Source organism: Spirosoma soli, from assembly GCF_042684525.1.
GTDB classification, from domain to species: Bacteria; Bacteroidota; Bacteroidia; order Cytophagales; family Spirosomataceae; genus Spirosoma; species Spirosoma soli.
Map to the genome: position 1 here is coordinate 526304 of NZ_JBHULN010000001.1, position 16106 is coordinate 542409.

The following is a 16106-nucleotide window of genomic DNA, read 5'->3' on the forward strand; positions in this document are numbered from 1 at the left end:
CACCATGTCTATCATACTCACCGAAGCAGAAGCTAAGGCCTTGCTTCAAAAAGTCTTAAGCTACTCAAAGGCCGACGAGTGCGAGGTTAATCTATCCGGCGAAGAGCGGGGCAACCTACGTTATGCCCGAAATGAGGTTTCGACAAGTGGTTCGCTTCTTAATCAGAACCTAGTTGTGCAGTCGGCATTCGGCAAGAAAGTTGGCGTAGCAACGATTGATGAATTCGACGATGCATCCCTCGAAAAAGTGGTACGTCGTGCCGAAGAGCTCGCCAAACTAGCTCCTGAAAACCCTGAATACGTTGGCGTACTGGGTCCTCAACAATACATAAAATCAACCGGCTTTTTCGACTCAACGGCGAATGTAACCCCCGATACCCGTGCGGATGCCGTTGCCAAAAGTTTACAACTGACGCGTGATGGCAAGCTGACAGCTGCCGGTTTTCTGCAAGATAACCGGGGCTACTCGGCCATGATGAATTCAAAAGGTCTGTTCGCCTATTACCCAAGCACGAATGTCAACTTTTCGCTGACAGTTCGTACGGACGATGGCAAAGGCTCAGGCTATGTAGCAAGGGGCTACAGCGATTTCACAAAGCTCGATACCGCTACGGCTACTAACATTGCCATTCAGAAAGCACGCGGTTCAGCCGAAGCCCGGGCCATTGAGCCCGGCAAATACACCGTCATCCTGGAGCCAACAGCGGCTGTGGTACTGCTGGAAAACATCTACTTTAACATGGATGCCCGTTCCGCCGACGAAGGGCGGTCGTATTTCAGTAAAGCAGGTGGTAAATCCCGGCTGGGTGATAAAGTGGTAGACGAACGCGTAACGATCTACTCCGATCCAACTCACCCTGAATTACCGGCATCGCCCTGGTCAGGCGATGGCCGTCCCCAGGAGAAAACAATGTGGATTGAGAAGGGGGTGGTTAAGAACCTGGCTTACTCGCGGTATTGGGCGCAGAAGCAAGGTAAGAAAGCCGTTCCTAATCCGAATAATATGATCATGACCGGCGGTACCGCTTCGTTGGAGGATATGATTAAGAGCACGCAACGGGGCATTCTGGTCACCAAGCTTTGGTATATTCGTGAGGTTGACCCGCAGACGATTTTGCTGACGGGCTTAACCCGCGATGGTACGTTCTACATTGAAAACGGCAAGATTAAGCACCCCGTTAAGAATTTTCGTTTTAATGAAAGCCCGATCATCATGCTCAACAACCTCGAGGCACTGGGCAAGCCAGAGCGCGTTGTGAGCACGGAGTCGGACCAAAACTATCTGGTTCCCCCCATGAAGATTCGGGAGTTCACGTTCACGAGTTTGTCGGATGCGGTGTAATATGTTGTCAAGATTTTTCAATTAAAACTCTTTCTTAAATATGCAGTTCGGTAAAACTATCAAGATTTTTTTAATTGATGGCGACCCAAACGGCCGTATGAGTTGCGAGCTTTCAAACTGGACTGGGAAAGCTTATAAAATACCACGAATAAAAGTAAAGGACTGTGTTGATAGGCCTGACCTATTGAATACTGGCGTGTATCTTCTTTTCGGTAGAGATGGGGAAGGTCAAGATCAGGTTTACATTGGTGAAGCAGAAGAGGTCCGTACACGATTAAATCAGCATTTGACCCAAAAAGATTTTTGGAATGAAACTATCGTCTTTGTCAGCAAAGATGAAAACCTTAACAAGGCACATATCAAGTATTTAGAGAACCGACTTTACAACATTGCTAAAACATCAAATAGATATACAATTGAAAACTCTGTTATACCGACACAGTCCTCCATTTCGGAATCCGATAGAGCGGAAATGGAAGAATTTTTAGAAAACATCAAACTTCTAGTCAACACTCTTGGACATAAAGTTTTTGAAGAAAAAAGAGAGCAGAAGCCAAAAACGAAGCAGCAAGATATTTTTGTTATAGTTGCTGCTCGTGGAGCTAATGCTCAAGGAGAACCCACATCTGAAGGTTTCGTTGTTTTAAAAGGCTCAATGATTGCTACTTCAACTGTTCCTTCCTTCCCACCGTCGATGCATAAACTTCGTCAGGAAATGCTTGACAGAAAAATAATACTAAGGAACGGAGATGATCTTGTGCTTTCAGATGATTATATTTTCGGAAGCCCATCAACAGCAGCCGCACTCGTAATGGGACGACCAGCTAATGGACTTACAGAATGGAGGACTACCGATGGGCGCACCTTAAAAGGATTCGAAACAGATTCATCTGAATTACCTTCTAAAAAGTTTTTAATCTCTAAGAGCCCATCTAACGGTTCATTTGTTGAAACATAAACGCAACACTAAATGCTCGAATCACGCGTTCACGACCTCCTTGAAGCTCCCGATGCTAAACTTGTCATCGAACGGGCACAGGCTATTCTGGCCGACGAAGCCGAACGTCGTCGGGCATTCCGCGAGTGGTTACGAGATGACGTAAAAGCCGAGTTTATCAATGGCGAAGTCATTATGCACTCACCAGTAAAACGTCGGCATCTGGACGCTACAAAATATTTGGAAAACTTACTTCTGAACTTTGTAATGCTCAATGACCTTGGCGTTGTTGATTCAGAAAAGGCGCTGATAGGCTTGACACGTAACGATTATGAGCCGGACATCTGCTACTGGAACAGCGAAACAGCCGCTTCGTTTGAGGATGATCAGATGGAACACCCGGCACCGGATTTGATTGTGGAGGTCTTGTCGAAAAGCACGACCGGCCGTGACCGGGGCGTCAAATTTGAAGACTACGCGGCTCACGGCGTTCTGGAATACTGGATCATTGATCCCGTCCGAAAATCGGTTGAACAGTACAGATTAGACGAGCCGACAATGGCGTTTGCGTCGGCAGCTACGTTGTATAATGACGATACACTTGAAGCTTTAACCGTTCCAGGCTTTGCCATTCCGGTGCAAGCCATCTTTGACAAAAAAGTAAATATAGAAACATTACAGAAGCTGATGACAAAGTCAACCCTGTAATCTCTTTAAACAACTCACTCAACCGTTTGAAACCCTTCATCTTCACACGAATTCAATATACGTCCGGTGACTGGGACACCGACCAGCGAATGCCGGTTAATCTGTTGCATTCAATTGTTGAGTACACCACGATTCCCATTGATCAAAAGGAGAAGGTTGTTCAGTTAACTAGCCCCGACCTCTTTAAAAGTCCATTTTGTTATCTGAGTGGGCACAAGCTGGTCGAGTTTTCGAGCCAGGAGCGGGATCACTTCAAACGTTACGTTCAGAATGGCGGCTTTGTGTTTGTAGACGACTGTAACCACGACGTTGATGGGCTATTCGCCAAGTCATTCGAGCAGGAAATGGCTCGCACCTTTGGGCCCAAAGCCTTGCAGAAGATACCCAATAACCATCCGCTTTACACCTGTTTTTTCAAGTTTGCCGATGGTCCTCCAACCACATCATTCGAGTTGAATGGCTGGGGGGATGATCTGGTACACGACTATTTGAAGGCTATTACAATCAATGGACGAATAGGTGTATTGTACAGTAACAAAGATTACGGCTGCGAGTGGGATTACGATTTTCGGAATAAACGCTTTCTGGCCGAGGATAATACAAAGTTTGGAATCAATATCGTAACCTACGCCTTGACAGCGTAGATTTTTATCATTCCGACGCCGGAATGATAAACAATAAAGCATACAACCTGATAAACTGGAAATTTTGGAATCAACCGACTTAACCCACTACAAAACGCTGGTGGCTAAACTGCCGCAGCTTCGAAAAGAGATTGGAAAGGTCATCATCGGGCAACAGGAAGCGATTAGCGAAGTTTTGATTTCGCTGTTAGCCGGTGGGCATTGCTTGCTCGAAGGTGTTCCTGGTCTGGCTAAAACACTTATGGTTAAAACCATGTCCGATGCGCTGGCGATGCGTTTTAAACGTATTCAGTTCACGCCTGACCTTATGCCTGGCGACATCGTCGGCACAGAAATCCTGGAAGACGACCACGAAACAGGACACAAAGTATTTGTGTTTAACCGGGGGCCACTCTTCGCCAATGTTGTATTAGCCGACGAGATCAACCGAACACCGCCCAAAACCCAGGCAGCCATGCTGGAGGCCATGCAGGAGTATAAGGTCACCTACGGCGGCAACGACTACCCGCTGCCCCGACCCTTTCTGATCATCGCCACCCAAAATCCCATTGAGCAGGCCGGTACGTATCCCCTACCCGAAGCGCAACTGGACCGTTTTCTGCTGTACATTAAGCTCAGCTATCCGTCAGAACGCGAAGAGCTGGATGTGTTAAAGAGCACGACTGGTACTGCCCGACCTGAACTTCATACAGTGCTCTCCGACCAGGATATTATTGATCTGCAAAGCCTGACTCGGCAGGTGCACATCAGCGACGAACTCATTGAATACATCAACCGACTCGTGCGCGCCACCCGTCCGCAGGACAGCCCGTCCGCTTACGTGAAGCAGTGGGGCGAATGGGGTGCCGGTCCTCGTGCCGGTCAGGCGCTGGTACTGTGTGCCAAAGCCCGTGCGGTGCTGAACGAGCGTTTTTCGGTCATACCCGACGATATCAAGGCCCTAGCTTACCCTGTGCTCCGTCACCGCGTTGCCCTTAACTTCCGCGCTGAAGCAGAAGGGATTACAACGGATAAAGTCATACAGGAGTTGCTTCAAACTGTGAAATAAATCTTAAACCCAGAAGCACGGAGAAAACAAATTATTTTCTCGGTGAGCTCTGTTCTGTACCTCTGTGGTAGAGTGCTATGCTAACTACTGATCTGATCAAACTAAACAACCTGCAACTGGCCAGTAAACTCGTCAGTGATGAGCTGTTGCTGGGTATTCAAACCAGCAGGCGATCAGGCATAGGCACAGAGTTCGAGCAGTTTCGACACTATACGCCCGGCGACGATCCGAAACGTATTGATTGGAAGTTGTTCGCCAAAACGAGTCAATATTTAGTCCGCGAGTCAGCCACAGAGAGCAACCAGCAGATTCGGCTTCTGCTCGATTTGTCAGGGTCAATGAACTACGCCGAAGCCGATATTACCCGATTAAATTACGCCAAAATTTTGCTGGCCTCGCTGGCGTATCTCGGCAACCGACAAGGCGATCAGCTGAGCCTGTACAGTCTTCAGCATGGTGCTGTTCAGGCATTGGTTCCGGCCGGGAAACAGGCATTTCAGAAGATTGTGGCTGTCCTTGAACTGGCTCAGGCAGCCGGGCCGTGGCAAAATCAAGGAAGTTCTTTCCCGGAATTTAGCCGCAAGCAAAGCGAGGTACTCATTATAGCCTCAGACTTTCTTCAGGTGAACGATGAGTGGTTAAGCCTGATCCGAGGTGTAGCTGGCCCGCGTCGGGAAATTGTCATTTTTCAGATTTTAGGGGATCAGGAGCTTGATTTCAGCATGAGTGGCTTTTATCGCTTTCAGGATTTGGAGACCGGCAAAGAAGTAGAGCTGCAGGCCGACACTGTTCGGGATGTTGTCCGGCAAAGAGCCTCAGAATACATGACACATCTAGAAGAAAATTTACGCATACCCCACGTTCGGCTCATTCGGGTTCGCTTAAGCGATCCGCTAGCGTTGGTGCTGAAGAAATTCCTGACTAGTTGAGAAACCGTTTACATCATAACGAGATTATCCTCACGCTTGTGCGTTAGTTTATGCAGTTTATCGAGCCGTCTTTATTATGGGGTGCACTGGCTGTGGCAATTCCAATAGCTATTCACTTCTGGCATCAGAAGCGAGGAAAGCCGCAGCCCTGGGCTGCTACGCAATGGCTTGTTGAACGCGACCAACAGCAAAGCCGTGGGTTGCGCCTAGACAACATACTGCTACTGGTTGTCCGCTGCCTATTACTTGTTCTATTAGCATTCATGCTAAGTCAGCCACTTTTGCGACAAAATGCCCAATCAGAGCATAAGCATAAAGTACATCTGGTGCAGCCGAACGCCCTGTTGATAGACAACTTTAAGTTTGAATTAGATGAAGCAAGAAAGAAGGGCGAGTCCGTTTTTTGGGCCACGAAGGCTCTGGAGCCGTTTAACGATCAATCCATCAAATCGTTGAAGCCCGAATCGTTCAATGTGCTTACCTTACAAACAGCGCTCCAGCAAATAGACGCTCCAAACACCGAACTACATCTATACCTCATTAACGATCAGACACTGGCCAGCGTACCAGTTATTACGGTTCCGGCCGGATTTCGATTGCATACGGCTATCGATTCAACGATTCAGCCTAAAGCCTATTTGACAGGCAAAGACAACAAGAAACTGTTCGTAAATCGTGCTGGTAAATTAATAAGCAGCACCGTACTAGATCCTGGTTCAACGTATCAGAATTCGCCAGCACATACAGGCCCGATTCGGGTACTGCTTAATTTCCGAAACCAGCATGAACGGCAGACGATCAAGGCAGCACTGGCCGCCCTTACCGATGTATATGCCTTCGACCTGATGATTGAAGAGAAAGTAACACCTAATCAATCGTACGATTGGGTGCTAACTGACCAATTCCCAGTTAAGGTATCACCGAGAACGCTTTACGTACTTTCAGGAGCTGAGCAACCGGCCACGCCGAGTAACGTAATTTTCACGAACGAACCACTGACTCCGCAAACTTCTGATTTAGTAGCCACCGGCCGATTACCGGAGTGGTTGGGTGAGCGATTGATAGAAACATACGGACTTCTGAATAGTCGGCAGCCGTTGAGCCAGCAAGCTTTGCAAAGCCTGTTTGTGACCACCGTGACGTCAAATACAGCCAAACAGGCTGGTATTCAGAATCTGTTACTCCTTCTGTTTGTTGTTTTACTAGCAATCGAGCGGTGGCTCGCTTTGACCAAAAACGCATGAACGAACTGAAACGCCTTATATCGTCAGTTACTTACCAGCTCTACGCCAACGCCGTCCTTCGTTGCGTTTTGTTAGCGGCATCGGCTTATTTCCTAACGGCTACTTTCACCACGTCGCCAGTCTGGCCAATACTGGCTGGATTCGTGGGTTTTGGTCTGGGGGTTTGGCTCAGCCGACTTTATCAGGATAAGAAACCGCAGGCTATTCGGGTGATTCACCAAACCGTTGGCGATACAGAATACAGTTTACCGCTTCTCACGAAGTCTCCGTTAAATCTGGCAGAACAGCTTCAACTTGAACGGCTGAACGAACAAGTACAGAACGTTCGAATACCGCGGGTGCTATTATCTAACGCTGGACTTTATGGAGCAGGTTTATTGATTGCCCTGGTCATTCATTACGCCTACCCTTTGTTACAGAGCAATTCGCAGACACCGAACCAAAGAAGCTTCCTCCAGGCCTTTGTGGCAGAGCCTGCACCAACAGCTCCAACCTTTCAATCGGCAGAGGTACGCGTTCAACCGCCAGCCTATACGCGTTTGCCAGAAACTAATTCCAAAAACCTAAATGTATCGACAATCGTCGGTTCTATGTTGAGCTGGCGCTTACAATTCAGCCAATCTCAACAAGTAGCCGTGCGATTGGTGAATAGTCGAGGGCAGGAATTAACCTTTAAAGAGTCCGGAGGATCGTTTACGTATCAGGACCGGCTGGTGAGCTCAGGGCTTTACGCGCTCAAAGCTTACTGGCATGACCCGAAATCAGACCGTGATTCGTTGATTTACCAGTCTGATTTTTATCGGCTCGAAGCTAAGCCGGATTTAGCGCCTAAGATTGAGCCCGACTCCAAAGAATTATATCGCTTTCATTATTTAAAAGACCCTAAAACACTCAATGTAGCGGCTACGTTTTCTGATGATTTCAGCGTGTCACAGGCGTTCATTGTCGCCACCGTGGCACGCGGTTCGGGGGAGAACGTAAAATTTCGGGAAGTTAGAATGCCGTTGGGCCAGGCAAACTTTAAAGAAGCCCGGTTGAACAAAACAATCGACCTGAACGCTTTAAACTTCGCTCCCGGCGACGAACTGTATTACTACTGGGCGGCCTTTGACAACCGCCAGCCGGAGCCCAACTTTACGAAGTCGGACACTTACTTTGTCGTTTACAAAGATACGACGCAGGTAGAAGAGAGCGCCTTAGCGACAATGGCGGTTAACATCATGCCAGAGTATTTCCGGAGCCAACGACAAATCATTATTGATACAGAGAAGCTCATTGCTAACCGCAAAAAAACACCGACGAAGACGTTTAATAGCACATCGAACGAGATTGGCTTTGACCAGAAAGCGCTACGATTGCGATATGGCCAGTTTCTGGGCGAAGAATTTGAAACGTCAATTGGTGGCGGTCACGCTGGCCCACCGGACGATGATGAGAATCCACTGGCGGGCTACATGCACGACCACGACAAAGGCGAGGGCGAGCACGAAGCGGAGCACCATAAAGAAGAGCATGAAGAACACGGCCATGGCGGTGCCACCAACGAAGATAAAGACCCACTAGCGGCTTTGATGGAGCAGTACATGCATTCTCACGACAACGCCGAAACGAATACATTCCACGAGCAATCGACCAGGAGTTTGCTAAAAATGGCCCTGGAGCAGATGTGGCAATCTGAGTTGCATTTGCGTTTGTATGAACCCGAAAAGGCATTACCATACGAAAAGAAAGCGTTGGAATACCTGAAGTTATCGCAGCAAAAGGCCCGGTCTTACGTTAAGAAAACCGGCTTTGACCCTCCTCCTATTAAGGAAAAAGAACTACGCCTAACGGGGGAATTAAAAAATGTAACGCCAACATTTCGGCAGGACCGGGTCTACGATCAACAACGTATTGAGTCGCTCGTTGCACAGGCGCTTGGTTATTTGGAATTATCAAAGCTCTCGACCCAACAACGCCAGCTTATGCAGCAACTCGGCAATGCGCTGGCAAATAACCTCGTTAACAGCGGATTACAGAATTGGTCGGTACTGGCATCTCTTCAAAAGTTGGCCAGTGGAAAGTCTGTTTCAGACCAGGAACGCACTCAGTTAAAAACGAAGCTTTACGCGCTAAGTGGAGCCGCCGAGCGCACAGGCACGTCCTATGTTAGTGATCAATCATTGCAAAAAGCTTTTTGGCGGCACTTAAAATAACAAAAAAGGTAGCCTGGCCGGGCTGGCTACAATTATGCGAACATCAATAAATTGGAATGAGCCCATTAACTGGGCTATAGGGGGTATCCTGCTGCTAGTACTTGTTGGTCAAGTATGGCTCATTAACCGTAATAGCTCTTTATCAACTATTAGTAAATGGCTTAAAGTCGGCTTAAACTTCCTTTTATGGCTAGTGGTGGTCGGCTATTTCCTGCAGTTTCGCTGGCAAAGTGCCCAGTCAGCAAATCATGCCCTACTGGTTAGTAACGACGTTCCAGCAGACTTTGTACGCCGGGTAAAAGACAGCCTTCGCATTCAAGACAGTTTTACAGCCCGCAACTTTAAAGCGGATTACGACTCAATTACGCTAATAGGTCAAGAATTTCCGACCGCAAGCCTTACTCGGTTAAGCAATGCGGCTGTACATTGGATACCGTACGATGGGGTAGATCAGGTACAAGACATCCATTGGAAAGGAATTGTACGACAGGGGGAAATGCAACGAGTAACAGGGCAGCTTCGGTCGTCTAAGAAACAAACGCTGGCCATTCGATACGGAACTCGAACCATAGACAGCGTTGCTCTAAAGGAAGGGGCTAACCGCTTCGCCCTGGAATTCCCAGCGTTCACACGAGGGCGTACACAAACCGCACTTACGCTGGGTGACGTAACACTTGATACAGTTCGCTTCTATTCTCGCCCGACGGAGCCACTTACTGTGCTGTTTTTGCTAAACAGTCCTGATTTTGAAAGTAAAACACTGGCCAACTGGCTGGGCAAACAGGGCCATACCGTGCAACTGTCGACGACGCTTTCCAAAAATATAACCAGCGACGTTCGCATCAATAAGGTCGACAAAGCAACGAATAAAGTACCTGACCTGATTATAACAGAACCTGATAATGCAGCCAACGTAACGGTTCGCAAAGCCCTTGCAGATGGCAGATCCGTCTTATTTATTAATGTAGTCAATCCGGAGGTCGACTGTCGGACTATCAATCAAGCGGTTGGTAGCCGGTGGCAGGTTCGTAAAGTATCCAACGAACCGACGATTCCGCTTGGGAATGGCTTAAATGCCCTCCCCTATCGTTTCAGCGATGCCGTCAATCAGTTTCCGGTCACTGGGTACCCAATTGCGGTGCAACGAACCACAGGTCGGGTAGGCGTTAGTCTTTTAAGCGAAACGTTTCCGTTGTCGTTAAGTGGCGATAGTGTAACGTACAACCGCATCTGGACGGCTACGTTAACCCGTTTGTCAAATTCCGACAAGAATAATGCTTTGGTAGACGCGCCAATCTACAGCGGCTTACCCGAACCTGTTTCGGTTAACAACCTTACCAGCAGACCAGCTAAAGTACGAGTCGGTCAGGACACCCTTCAATTGTCATACTCCCCAATTAACCAACGTACCGCAAGCGCCACGTTTATTTCGCGCCGGTCAGGTTGGCTACCAGTACAGGACTCGTTAGCTGTCTACGTGGAAGGCAGGTCAGACGGCCAGGTTAGCGACCGTCGAATGGTTGAACAATTCGTGCGTGCTCACTCAGCCTATCAGACGGCAAGCCTTGACAATGCTCGTCAGATAAATGAGCAATTGCCCAACTGGGCCTGGTTTATTCTGTTTATCGTTTGCCTGACAGCTCTTTGGCTAGAGCCTAAGCTTTCGTAATGGCACTAATCAAGAATAACGGTCATTGCGCCAGGGATACGCGGTATTAGAGTAGCCACGTTCTTCCCAAAAGCCTAACTGATTCTTTGACAAAAACTCAATGCGCTTAATCCATTTCGACCCTTTCCAGGCATACAACTGTGGCGTAATCATACGAAGCGGTCCGCCATGTTCGCGGGCTAAGGGTTGGCCATCGGCAGTATGCACCAGCAGCACATCAGGCTTAAGTGCCTCTTCTAGAGCCACATTCGTTGAATACCCGTCGTAGCCATAGCACATTACGTGTGTAGCCGTCCCCTTTGGGTCAACCAGGGCTGCCAGATCCATGAATCGTACGCCAACCCAGGGAATATTTAACCGAGACCAGGTTGTGACACAGTGAAAATCGCTGGTATCTTCTACTTGCGGTAACGCCATCAGATCATCCCATTTAAGCCGGATGGGGTGGTTCACGTCGCCATCAATAGCAAGCTGCCATTTGTCGAGCGGAATGTTTGGCTGATACCCTAAATCCAGTACTGGCCATTTGCTGGTGACAGTTTGCCCGATAGGCACAGTTGGCATACCATGACGGTTAGTTGCGCCAGAACCACGAGGTTTATCGTCGATTACAGAGGGCGTTTGGGCCATTTTATCCTCAAACCGACGCTTAAGCTTCATTCGGGCTTCGACAATCCGATCCAGTTTATCAGGACTTTCGGATGAAGAGTTCGCTTCCATAGTAGAATAGTGTTTCTTACATACAATACATCTTCATAAACCGAAGATTTCCTTTTGTAGTTTTGAAAACTTAATGCTGATTTTATGAATACCCAGCCTAAAGCCTACTATACACCAGAACGTTATCTTAAGCTTGGACGGGAAGCCCAATACAAAAGCGAGTACTACCAGGGCGAAACTTTTGCGATGGCAGGTAGCAAACCATACTAGCACGCCGAAATGCAAAAAATTCTGTTCTGATTGAATGAGCAGTTAGGCCACTCGTACGTAACTGCCCAATAGCTTTACTTCAGCCGCATGGTGATTCAGGATTTCCTGAAGAGCCGGATCGCTGGCATGGCCTTCGCATTCCAGCAGAAACCAGTACCGGAAAGTGGCTCCGTCGCGCAATGGCCTACTTTCGATTTTAGTTAAGTTGATTTGTCGGGCATTAAACTCCTGCAAGAATTCGGCTAACACACCTGGCGACTCCGTATTGGGCAGCCGAGCGATCAATGTAGTTTTATCTTGCCCACTCGGCTGATTTATAAAGTCTTTTGCTAAGATTAGGAAGCGGGTCCGGTTTAAATCACTGTCTTCAATGTTGTCGAAGAGAACAGGCACATCAAATAACTTAGCGGCAATGTAAGAGCAAACAGCCGCTGTATTCGGTTGCTGAGCCGCTAGTTTAGCAGCCTTTGACGTCGACTCAACTGGCACCAGCTCGGCCTTGAGCCCCTCAAATGAGTCGTTCAGGAACCGGCTGCACTGCCGGAACGCAATATCTTTTGAATAGATATGCGTTATGTCAGCTAGATTTTCGGCCTTGGTTGCAAACGTAAAATGCACCGGAATCTGCGCTTCAGCAGCAATTCTCAGGTCTTTCTCGAGTAGTAAATCAATAGCTTCGCTGACAACGCCTTCCTGATTGTTTTCAATCGGCACCACGCCGAACCGAACGCGGCCCGTCTCTACGCTTTCAAACACGGATCGGATGGTGGGCAAAGCCATGTAAGCGCTCATAGCGCCAAATCGACTTTCGGCGGCCTGATGCGTGAAGCTCCCTTCTGGCCCCAAATAGGCTACTCGCTCGGGAAGTTCGAGGTTTCGGGATACGGCAAAAATTTCCAGGAATATAGCCTCAATTGCCGACCGGTTCAGCAGTCCACCGTTTTGCTGATGAAGTCGATCCAGAATCTGCTTCTCGCGTTCGGGTCGGTAAATAACGGTGTTGCTCGTGCGTTTGAGTTCACCTACCTGACGTACTAATTCCATTCGCTGATTAAGCAGGGTCAAAAGCTGGTCATCGAGAGCATCAATATTGTTACGGAGCGATTCGAGGGTTACGTTCACGGAAGCAGGTGTCGGTTATTGAAGTAAGATGTTAAGGCTACAGCGTTGAGATGTGGCCGCAAAAATAACGCTTCTGTTCACCGTAAAAGGATAATTAGCCACTTTTTATAAATTCTCCACATAAGGGCGCTTGCCAGGCCCTGTCAAACAACTTACTATCATATCATGTTTAAAGCCCTAATCAGCGCCGTCGCTCCATGAAAAGTGTATGATGCTGACTACGTGTATTCACTAAACTACGTCAACGCATGAAAAAGATAACATCAATTTAGGAATCAGTTAAGTTCATAATTGCCCTGTTTCTATGCGCAAGTACGTTTCTGGTAAGCTGCCAGCGAAATGATCCTGATCCGCAAGTACCCCCTACCGGAACCACAGGTCCGGGATCTTCGACTACTACCCCAGGCTCATCAACTACAGCCACTACGCCAGGTTCGTCAACAACGGCAACTACGCCTGTCGTTGTATCAGGAACGGACTACATCAACGGGGCCGCAAATCTGGCTTTGCTGGCGGCTGCCGTACAGAGAGCTGGCTTGGGCGATCAGCTGAAGCAAGGTAAGTTAACGATTTTCGCGCCTTCAGACGACGCTTTTCGGGCGGCTGGTTATGCCAACGTAGCGGCTGTTAATGCCGCCCCGGCCGCCGACCTGCAACGGCTTCTTCAATACCACGTGATTGCTTCTACGGTTGATGCTTCGGCTTTTCCGACGGGAGTCAACACGACCTATGCAACATTATTACCCAATACGCAGCCTCGGCAGGGGTCATCACTGTCGATAAAGCAAAGGTTATCCAGACTAATATTCCTGCTACGAACGGGGTTATTCACATCATTGACCAGGTGCTCACTCCACCTACAGTCAGTGTAGTTGACCTGGCAAAAGCTAATGCTGACCTTTCATTGTTTGTAGCTGCTATCAATCAAGCGGGCGTTCAATCCAATCTGACAGCAATTACTGATAAAGGAATTACTGTTTTTGCCCCTAACAACGCAGCCTTCAAAGCGGCTGGGTATGCTGACGAAGCCGCTATCAAGAAAGCTGATCCAAAGGTACTGGCCAATCTGCTGAACTACCACGTGCTGAACTACCGGGCTTATTCGGCCACATTCCAGGATGGGGCGGATGTAGTTACGGCTCAGGGTGGAAGCGTTCGTTTCAACGTTAGCGGTGGTAAAGTTACCATTACAGGCAAAGGCAATGGAACGAATGCCGCAAACATCACTCAGGGGGATTTAGGAACAACCAATGGTGTTGTTCACGTCATCGACCGAGTGTTATTGCCCTAACGGACAGTGATTAGTCTTGGAGCGACAAACAAAAACGGGAGATCTTGTGCAAGATCTCCCGTTTTTGTTCAACTAGTGCTTTTCAAACTAATGCTGCATCTTCTATATCTTTCTCAATGCGCAGGTTATCAATAATGAATCGCTGACGGTCGGGCGTGTTCTTGCCCATGTAATAGCTGAGCAGTTTGGGCACCGAAGTTTCCTTCTCCATAATAACAGGTTCCAGGCGCATGTTTTCGCCAATGAACAAGCCAAACTCTTCGGGTGAAATCTCGCCAAGGCCTTTAAACCGGGTGATTTCCACTTTCTTACCGCCCTTTGTCAACTTGTCAATAGCGGCTTGCTTCTCTTCTTCCGAATAACAGTACGTGGTCTCTTTGTGGTTTTTAGGATTACGTACACGAAACAACGGCGTCTCTAATATATATAGATGTCCGTTACGTACTAAATCAGGAAAGAATTGCAAGAAGAAAGTCAGCATCAACAGTCGGATGTGCATACCATCTACATCAGCATCGGTGGCAATAACGATTCGATTGTAGCGTAATCCTTCCAGCCCGTCCTCAATATCTAAGGCGTGTTGTAATAAGTTAAACTCTTCGTTTTCGTACACCACTTTCTTGGTCAGGCCAAAACAGTTAAGTGGCTTACCCCGCAAACTGAACACGGCTTGTGACTGTACATTACGCGATTTAGTGATCGATCCACTAGCCGAATCGCCTTCGGTGATGAACAGGGTCGACTGGTATCGATCGTCTGCTTTCAGATCGGGCAGGTGGTTGCGGCAGTCACGTAATTTCTTATTATGCAAGCTTGCTTTTTTGGCACGATCATTGGCCAGTTTTTTGATACCGGCCAGTTCTTTGCGCTCACGTTCCGACTGTTCAATCCGCTTTTTTAGGGCATCTTTCACAGCGGGGTTCATGTGCAAAAAGTCGTCCAGACGTTCTTTGATAAAATCTTTAACAAACGAGTTAACCGACTGAGCATTCGGCTCGGGCGACATGTTGATCGAGCCTAGCTTTGTTTTGGTCTGCGATTCGAACACCGGCTCCTGCACCCGAATGCTAACGGCCGCAATGATTGAAGCTCTGACATCGGCTACATCGTAGTTTTTGTCGAAGTGCTTGCGGATCGTTTCAACAACGGCTTCACGCAGGGCTGCGAGGTGTGTACCGCCCTGCGTCGTATACTGACCATTAACGAACGAATAATACTCTTCACCGTATTGATTACCGTGCGTCATGGCTACTTCGAGATCATTGCCCTTGAGGTGAATAATTGGGTAACGTAGCGAATCTTCGTCGGTTTTGTTACGTAGCAGATCCAGTAAACCGTTTTGTGAGATGTATTTCTGCTTGTTGAACGCAATAGTCAACCCGGCATTCAGGTAGCAATAATTCCAGATCATATTCTCCAGATATTGCGGAATGAAATGAAAATGCTTGAACACCGTATCATCGGGCTCGAAGCAAATAAGCGTTCCATTGCGCTCAGTGGTCACCTCGTCGCCTTTGTGCTTGAGGTCACCCCGCTCGAATTCGGCCCAGACCGTGCGGCCGTCCCGGAACGATTGAACCCGAAAGTAGCTGGACAACGCATTGACCGCTTTGGTACCAACGCCGTTCAGGCCTACCGATTTCTGGAAAGCCCCGGAGTCGTATTTGCCACCGGTGTTTATTTTAGAAACGACCTCAACGACCTTCCCAAGCGGAATGCCACGGCCATAGTCACGAACCTCGACACGGTGATCTGTCACACGCACGTCGATTGTTTTACCAAAGCCCATTACGTGCTCGTCGATGCAGTTATCTATCGTTTCTTTGAGCAAGACATAGATGCCGTCATCAGCGGCCGATCCATCGCCAAGTTTACCAATGTACATACCTGGGCGAAGGCGGATGTGCTCACGCCAATCCAATGAGCGTATACTATCTTCGTTATATTGGACGGGCTGATTTATCAATTCTGACATACAGGGTAATTAAGTAATAGATCAAAACAGGTGAAAACACGAATAAGTCACCTCGTGCAAACATTGGAAAAA

14 protein-coding genes are annotated in these 16106 nt (G+C 48.1%); 11 read left to right on the top strand and 3 right to left on the bottom strand.

Translation table 11 applies throughout. From position 1 onward, the window contains the following. Positions 1–4: 4 nt before the first annotated feature. The 9 genes from ACFSUS_RS02125 (at position 5) to ACFSUS_RS02165 (ending at position 10716) form a co-directional block, all read left to right on the top strand. A complete protein-coding gene (locus ACFSUS_RS02125) occupies positions 5–1342 on the top strand; it encodes a TldD/PmbA family protein (RefSeq protein WP_381518394.1) in 1338 nt (445 codons plus the stop codon). 40 nt (positions 1343–1382) lie between these two features. Then, positions 1383–2300 carry a GIY-YIG nuclease family protein gene (locus tag ACFSUS_RS02130; RefSeq protein ID WP_381518396.1) on the top strand — a complete coding sequence of 306 codons (918 nt, stop codon included), beginning with the start codon at positions 1383–1385 and terminating at the stop codon, positions 2298–2300. Positions 2301–2312: 12 nt separating this feature from the next. After that, positions 2313–2987: a Uma2 family endonuclease gene (locus ACFSUS_RS02135; protein ID WP_381518398.1), complete on the top strand. Its 675-nt coding sequence runs from the start codon at positions 2313–2315 to the stop codon at positions 2985–2987. A gap of 26 nt (positions 2988–3013) precedes the next feature. Beyond that, positions 3014–3631, top strand: coding sequence for a DUF4159 domain-containing protein (locus ACFSUS_RS02140; RefSeq protein ID WP_381518399.1), 618 nt, complete (start codon positions 3014–3016; stop codon positions 3629–3631). A gap of 64 nt (positions 3632–3695) precedes the next feature. Beyond that, the gene (locus ACFSUS_RS02145) at positions 3696–4679 is read left to right on the top strand and encodes an AAA family ATPase (RefSeq protein ID WP_381518401.1); all 984 of its coding nucleotides are present in this window, start codon (positions 3696–3698) and stop codon (positions 4677–4679) included. A gap of 77 nt (positions 4680–4756) precedes the next feature. After that, positions 4757–5608 (top strand): DUF58 domain-containing protein, encoded by an 852-nt coding sequence (locus ACFSUS_RS02150; protein ID WP_381518404.1) that lies wholly within the window; start codon positions 4757–4759, stop codon positions 5606–5608. 50 nt (positions 5609–5658) lie between these two features. Continuing rightward, a complete protein-coding gene (locus tag ACFSUS_RS02155; RefSeq protein WP_381518406.1) occupies positions 5659–6852 on the top strand; it encodes a BatA domain-containing protein in 1194 nt (397 codons plus the stop codon). After that, entirely contained in the window at positions 6849–9047 is a 2199-nt protein-coding gene (locus ACFSUS_RS02160; protein ID WP_381518409.1) for a hypothetical protein, read from the top strand. The genes ACFSUS_RS02155 and ACFSUS_RS02160 overlap by 4 nt, the downstream gene beginning before the upstream one ends. A 34-nt stretch (positions 9048–9081) precedes the next feature. Beyond that, positions 9082–10716 (top strand): hypothetical protein, encoded by a 1635-nt coding sequence (locus ACFSUS_RS02165; RefSeq protein ID WP_381518411.1) that lies wholly within the window; start codon positions 9082–9084, stop codon positions 10714–10716. Between the two features lie 9 nt (positions 10717–10725). Here the strand turns inward: ACFSUS_RS02165 and ACFSUS_RS02170 are convergent, their stop codons facing one another. Both ACFSUS_RS02170 and pheA read right to left on the bottom strand, forming a co-directional pair. Continuing rightward, positions 10726–11436, bottom strand: coding sequence for a sulfite oxidase-like oxidoreductase (locus tag ACFSUS_RS02170; protein WP_381518414.1), 711 nt, complete (start codon positions 11434–11436; stop codon positions 10726–10728). A 252-nt stretch (positions 11437–11688) separates the two neighbouring features. After that, positions 11689–12768: a prephenate dehydratase gene (gene pheA, locus ACFSUS_RS02175; RefSeq protein WP_381518417.1), complete on the bottom strand. Its 1080-nt coding sequence runs from the start codon at positions 12766–12768 to the stop codon at positions 11689–11691. A gap of 506 nt (positions 12769–13274) precedes the next feature. Between pheA and ACFSUS_RS02180 the strand changes: the two genes are divergently transcribed. Both ACFSUS_RS02180 and ACFSUS_RS02185 read left to right on the top strand, forming a co-directional pair. Then, positions 13275–13640 carry a fasciclin domain-containing protein gene (locus tag ACFSUS_RS02180; RefSeq protein ID WP_381518419.1) on the top strand — a complete coding sequence of 122 codons (366 nt, stop codon included), beginning with the start codon at positions 13275–13277 and terminating at the stop codon, positions 13638–13640. Next, positions 13574–14059 (top strand): fasciclin domain-containing protein, encoded by a 486-nt coding sequence (locus ACFSUS_RS02185; protein ID WP_381519150.1) that lies wholly within the window; start codon positions 13574–13576, stop codon positions 14057–14059. The genes ACFSUS_RS02180 and ACFSUS_RS02185 overlap by 67 nt, the downstream gene beginning before the upstream one ends. A gap of 82 nt (positions 14060–14141) precedes the next feature. Here the strand turns inward: ACFSUS_RS02185 and ACFSUS_RS02190 are convergent, their stop codons facing one another. After that, positions 14142–16034 carry a DNA topoisomerase IV subunit B gene (locus ACFSUS_RS02190; RefSeq protein WP_381518421.1) on the bottom strand — a complete coding sequence of 631 codons (1893 nt, stop codon included), beginning with the start codon at positions 16032–16034 and terminating at the stop codon, positions 14142–14144. Between the last annotated feature and the right edge of the window lie 72 nt (positions 16035–16106).

Coding starts and splice junctions, on each gene's coding strand:
- ACFSUS_RS02130 (WP_381518396.1), top strand. CDS start 1,383: ATGCAGTTCGGTAAAACTATCAAGATTTTTTTAATTGATGGCGACCCA.
- ACFSUS_RS02160 (WP_381518409.1), top strand. CDS start 6,849: ATGAACGAACTGAAACGCCTTATATCGTCAGTTACTTACCAGCTCTAC.
- ACFSUS_RS02135 (WP_381518398.1), top strand. CDS start 2,313: ATGCTCGAATCACGCGTTCACGACCTCCTTGAAGCTCCCGATGCTAAA.
- ACFSUS_RS02190 (WP_381518421.1), bottom strand. CDS start 16,034: ATGTCAGAATTGATAAATCAGCCCGTCCAATATAACGAAGATAGTATA.
- ACFSUS_RS02150 (WP_381518404.1), top strand. CDS start 4,757: ATGCTAACTACTGATCTGATCAAACTAAACAACCTGCAACTGGCCAGT.
- ACFSUS_RS02165 (WP_381518411.1), top strand. CDS start 9,082: ATGCGAACATCAATAAATTGGAATGAGCCCATTAACTGGGCTATAGGG.
- ACFSUS_RS02155 (WP_381518406.1), top strand. CDS start 5,659: ATGCAGTTTATCGAGCCGTCTTTATTATGGGGTGCACTGGCTGTGGCA.
- ACFSUS_RS02170 (WP_381518414.1), bottom strand. CDS start 11,436: ATGGAAGCGAACTCTTCATCCGAAAGTCCTGATAAACTGGATCGGATT.
- ACFSUS_RS02125 (WP_381518394.1), top strand. CDS start 5: ATGTCTATCATACTCACCGAAGCAGAAGCTAAGGCCTTGCTTCAAAAA.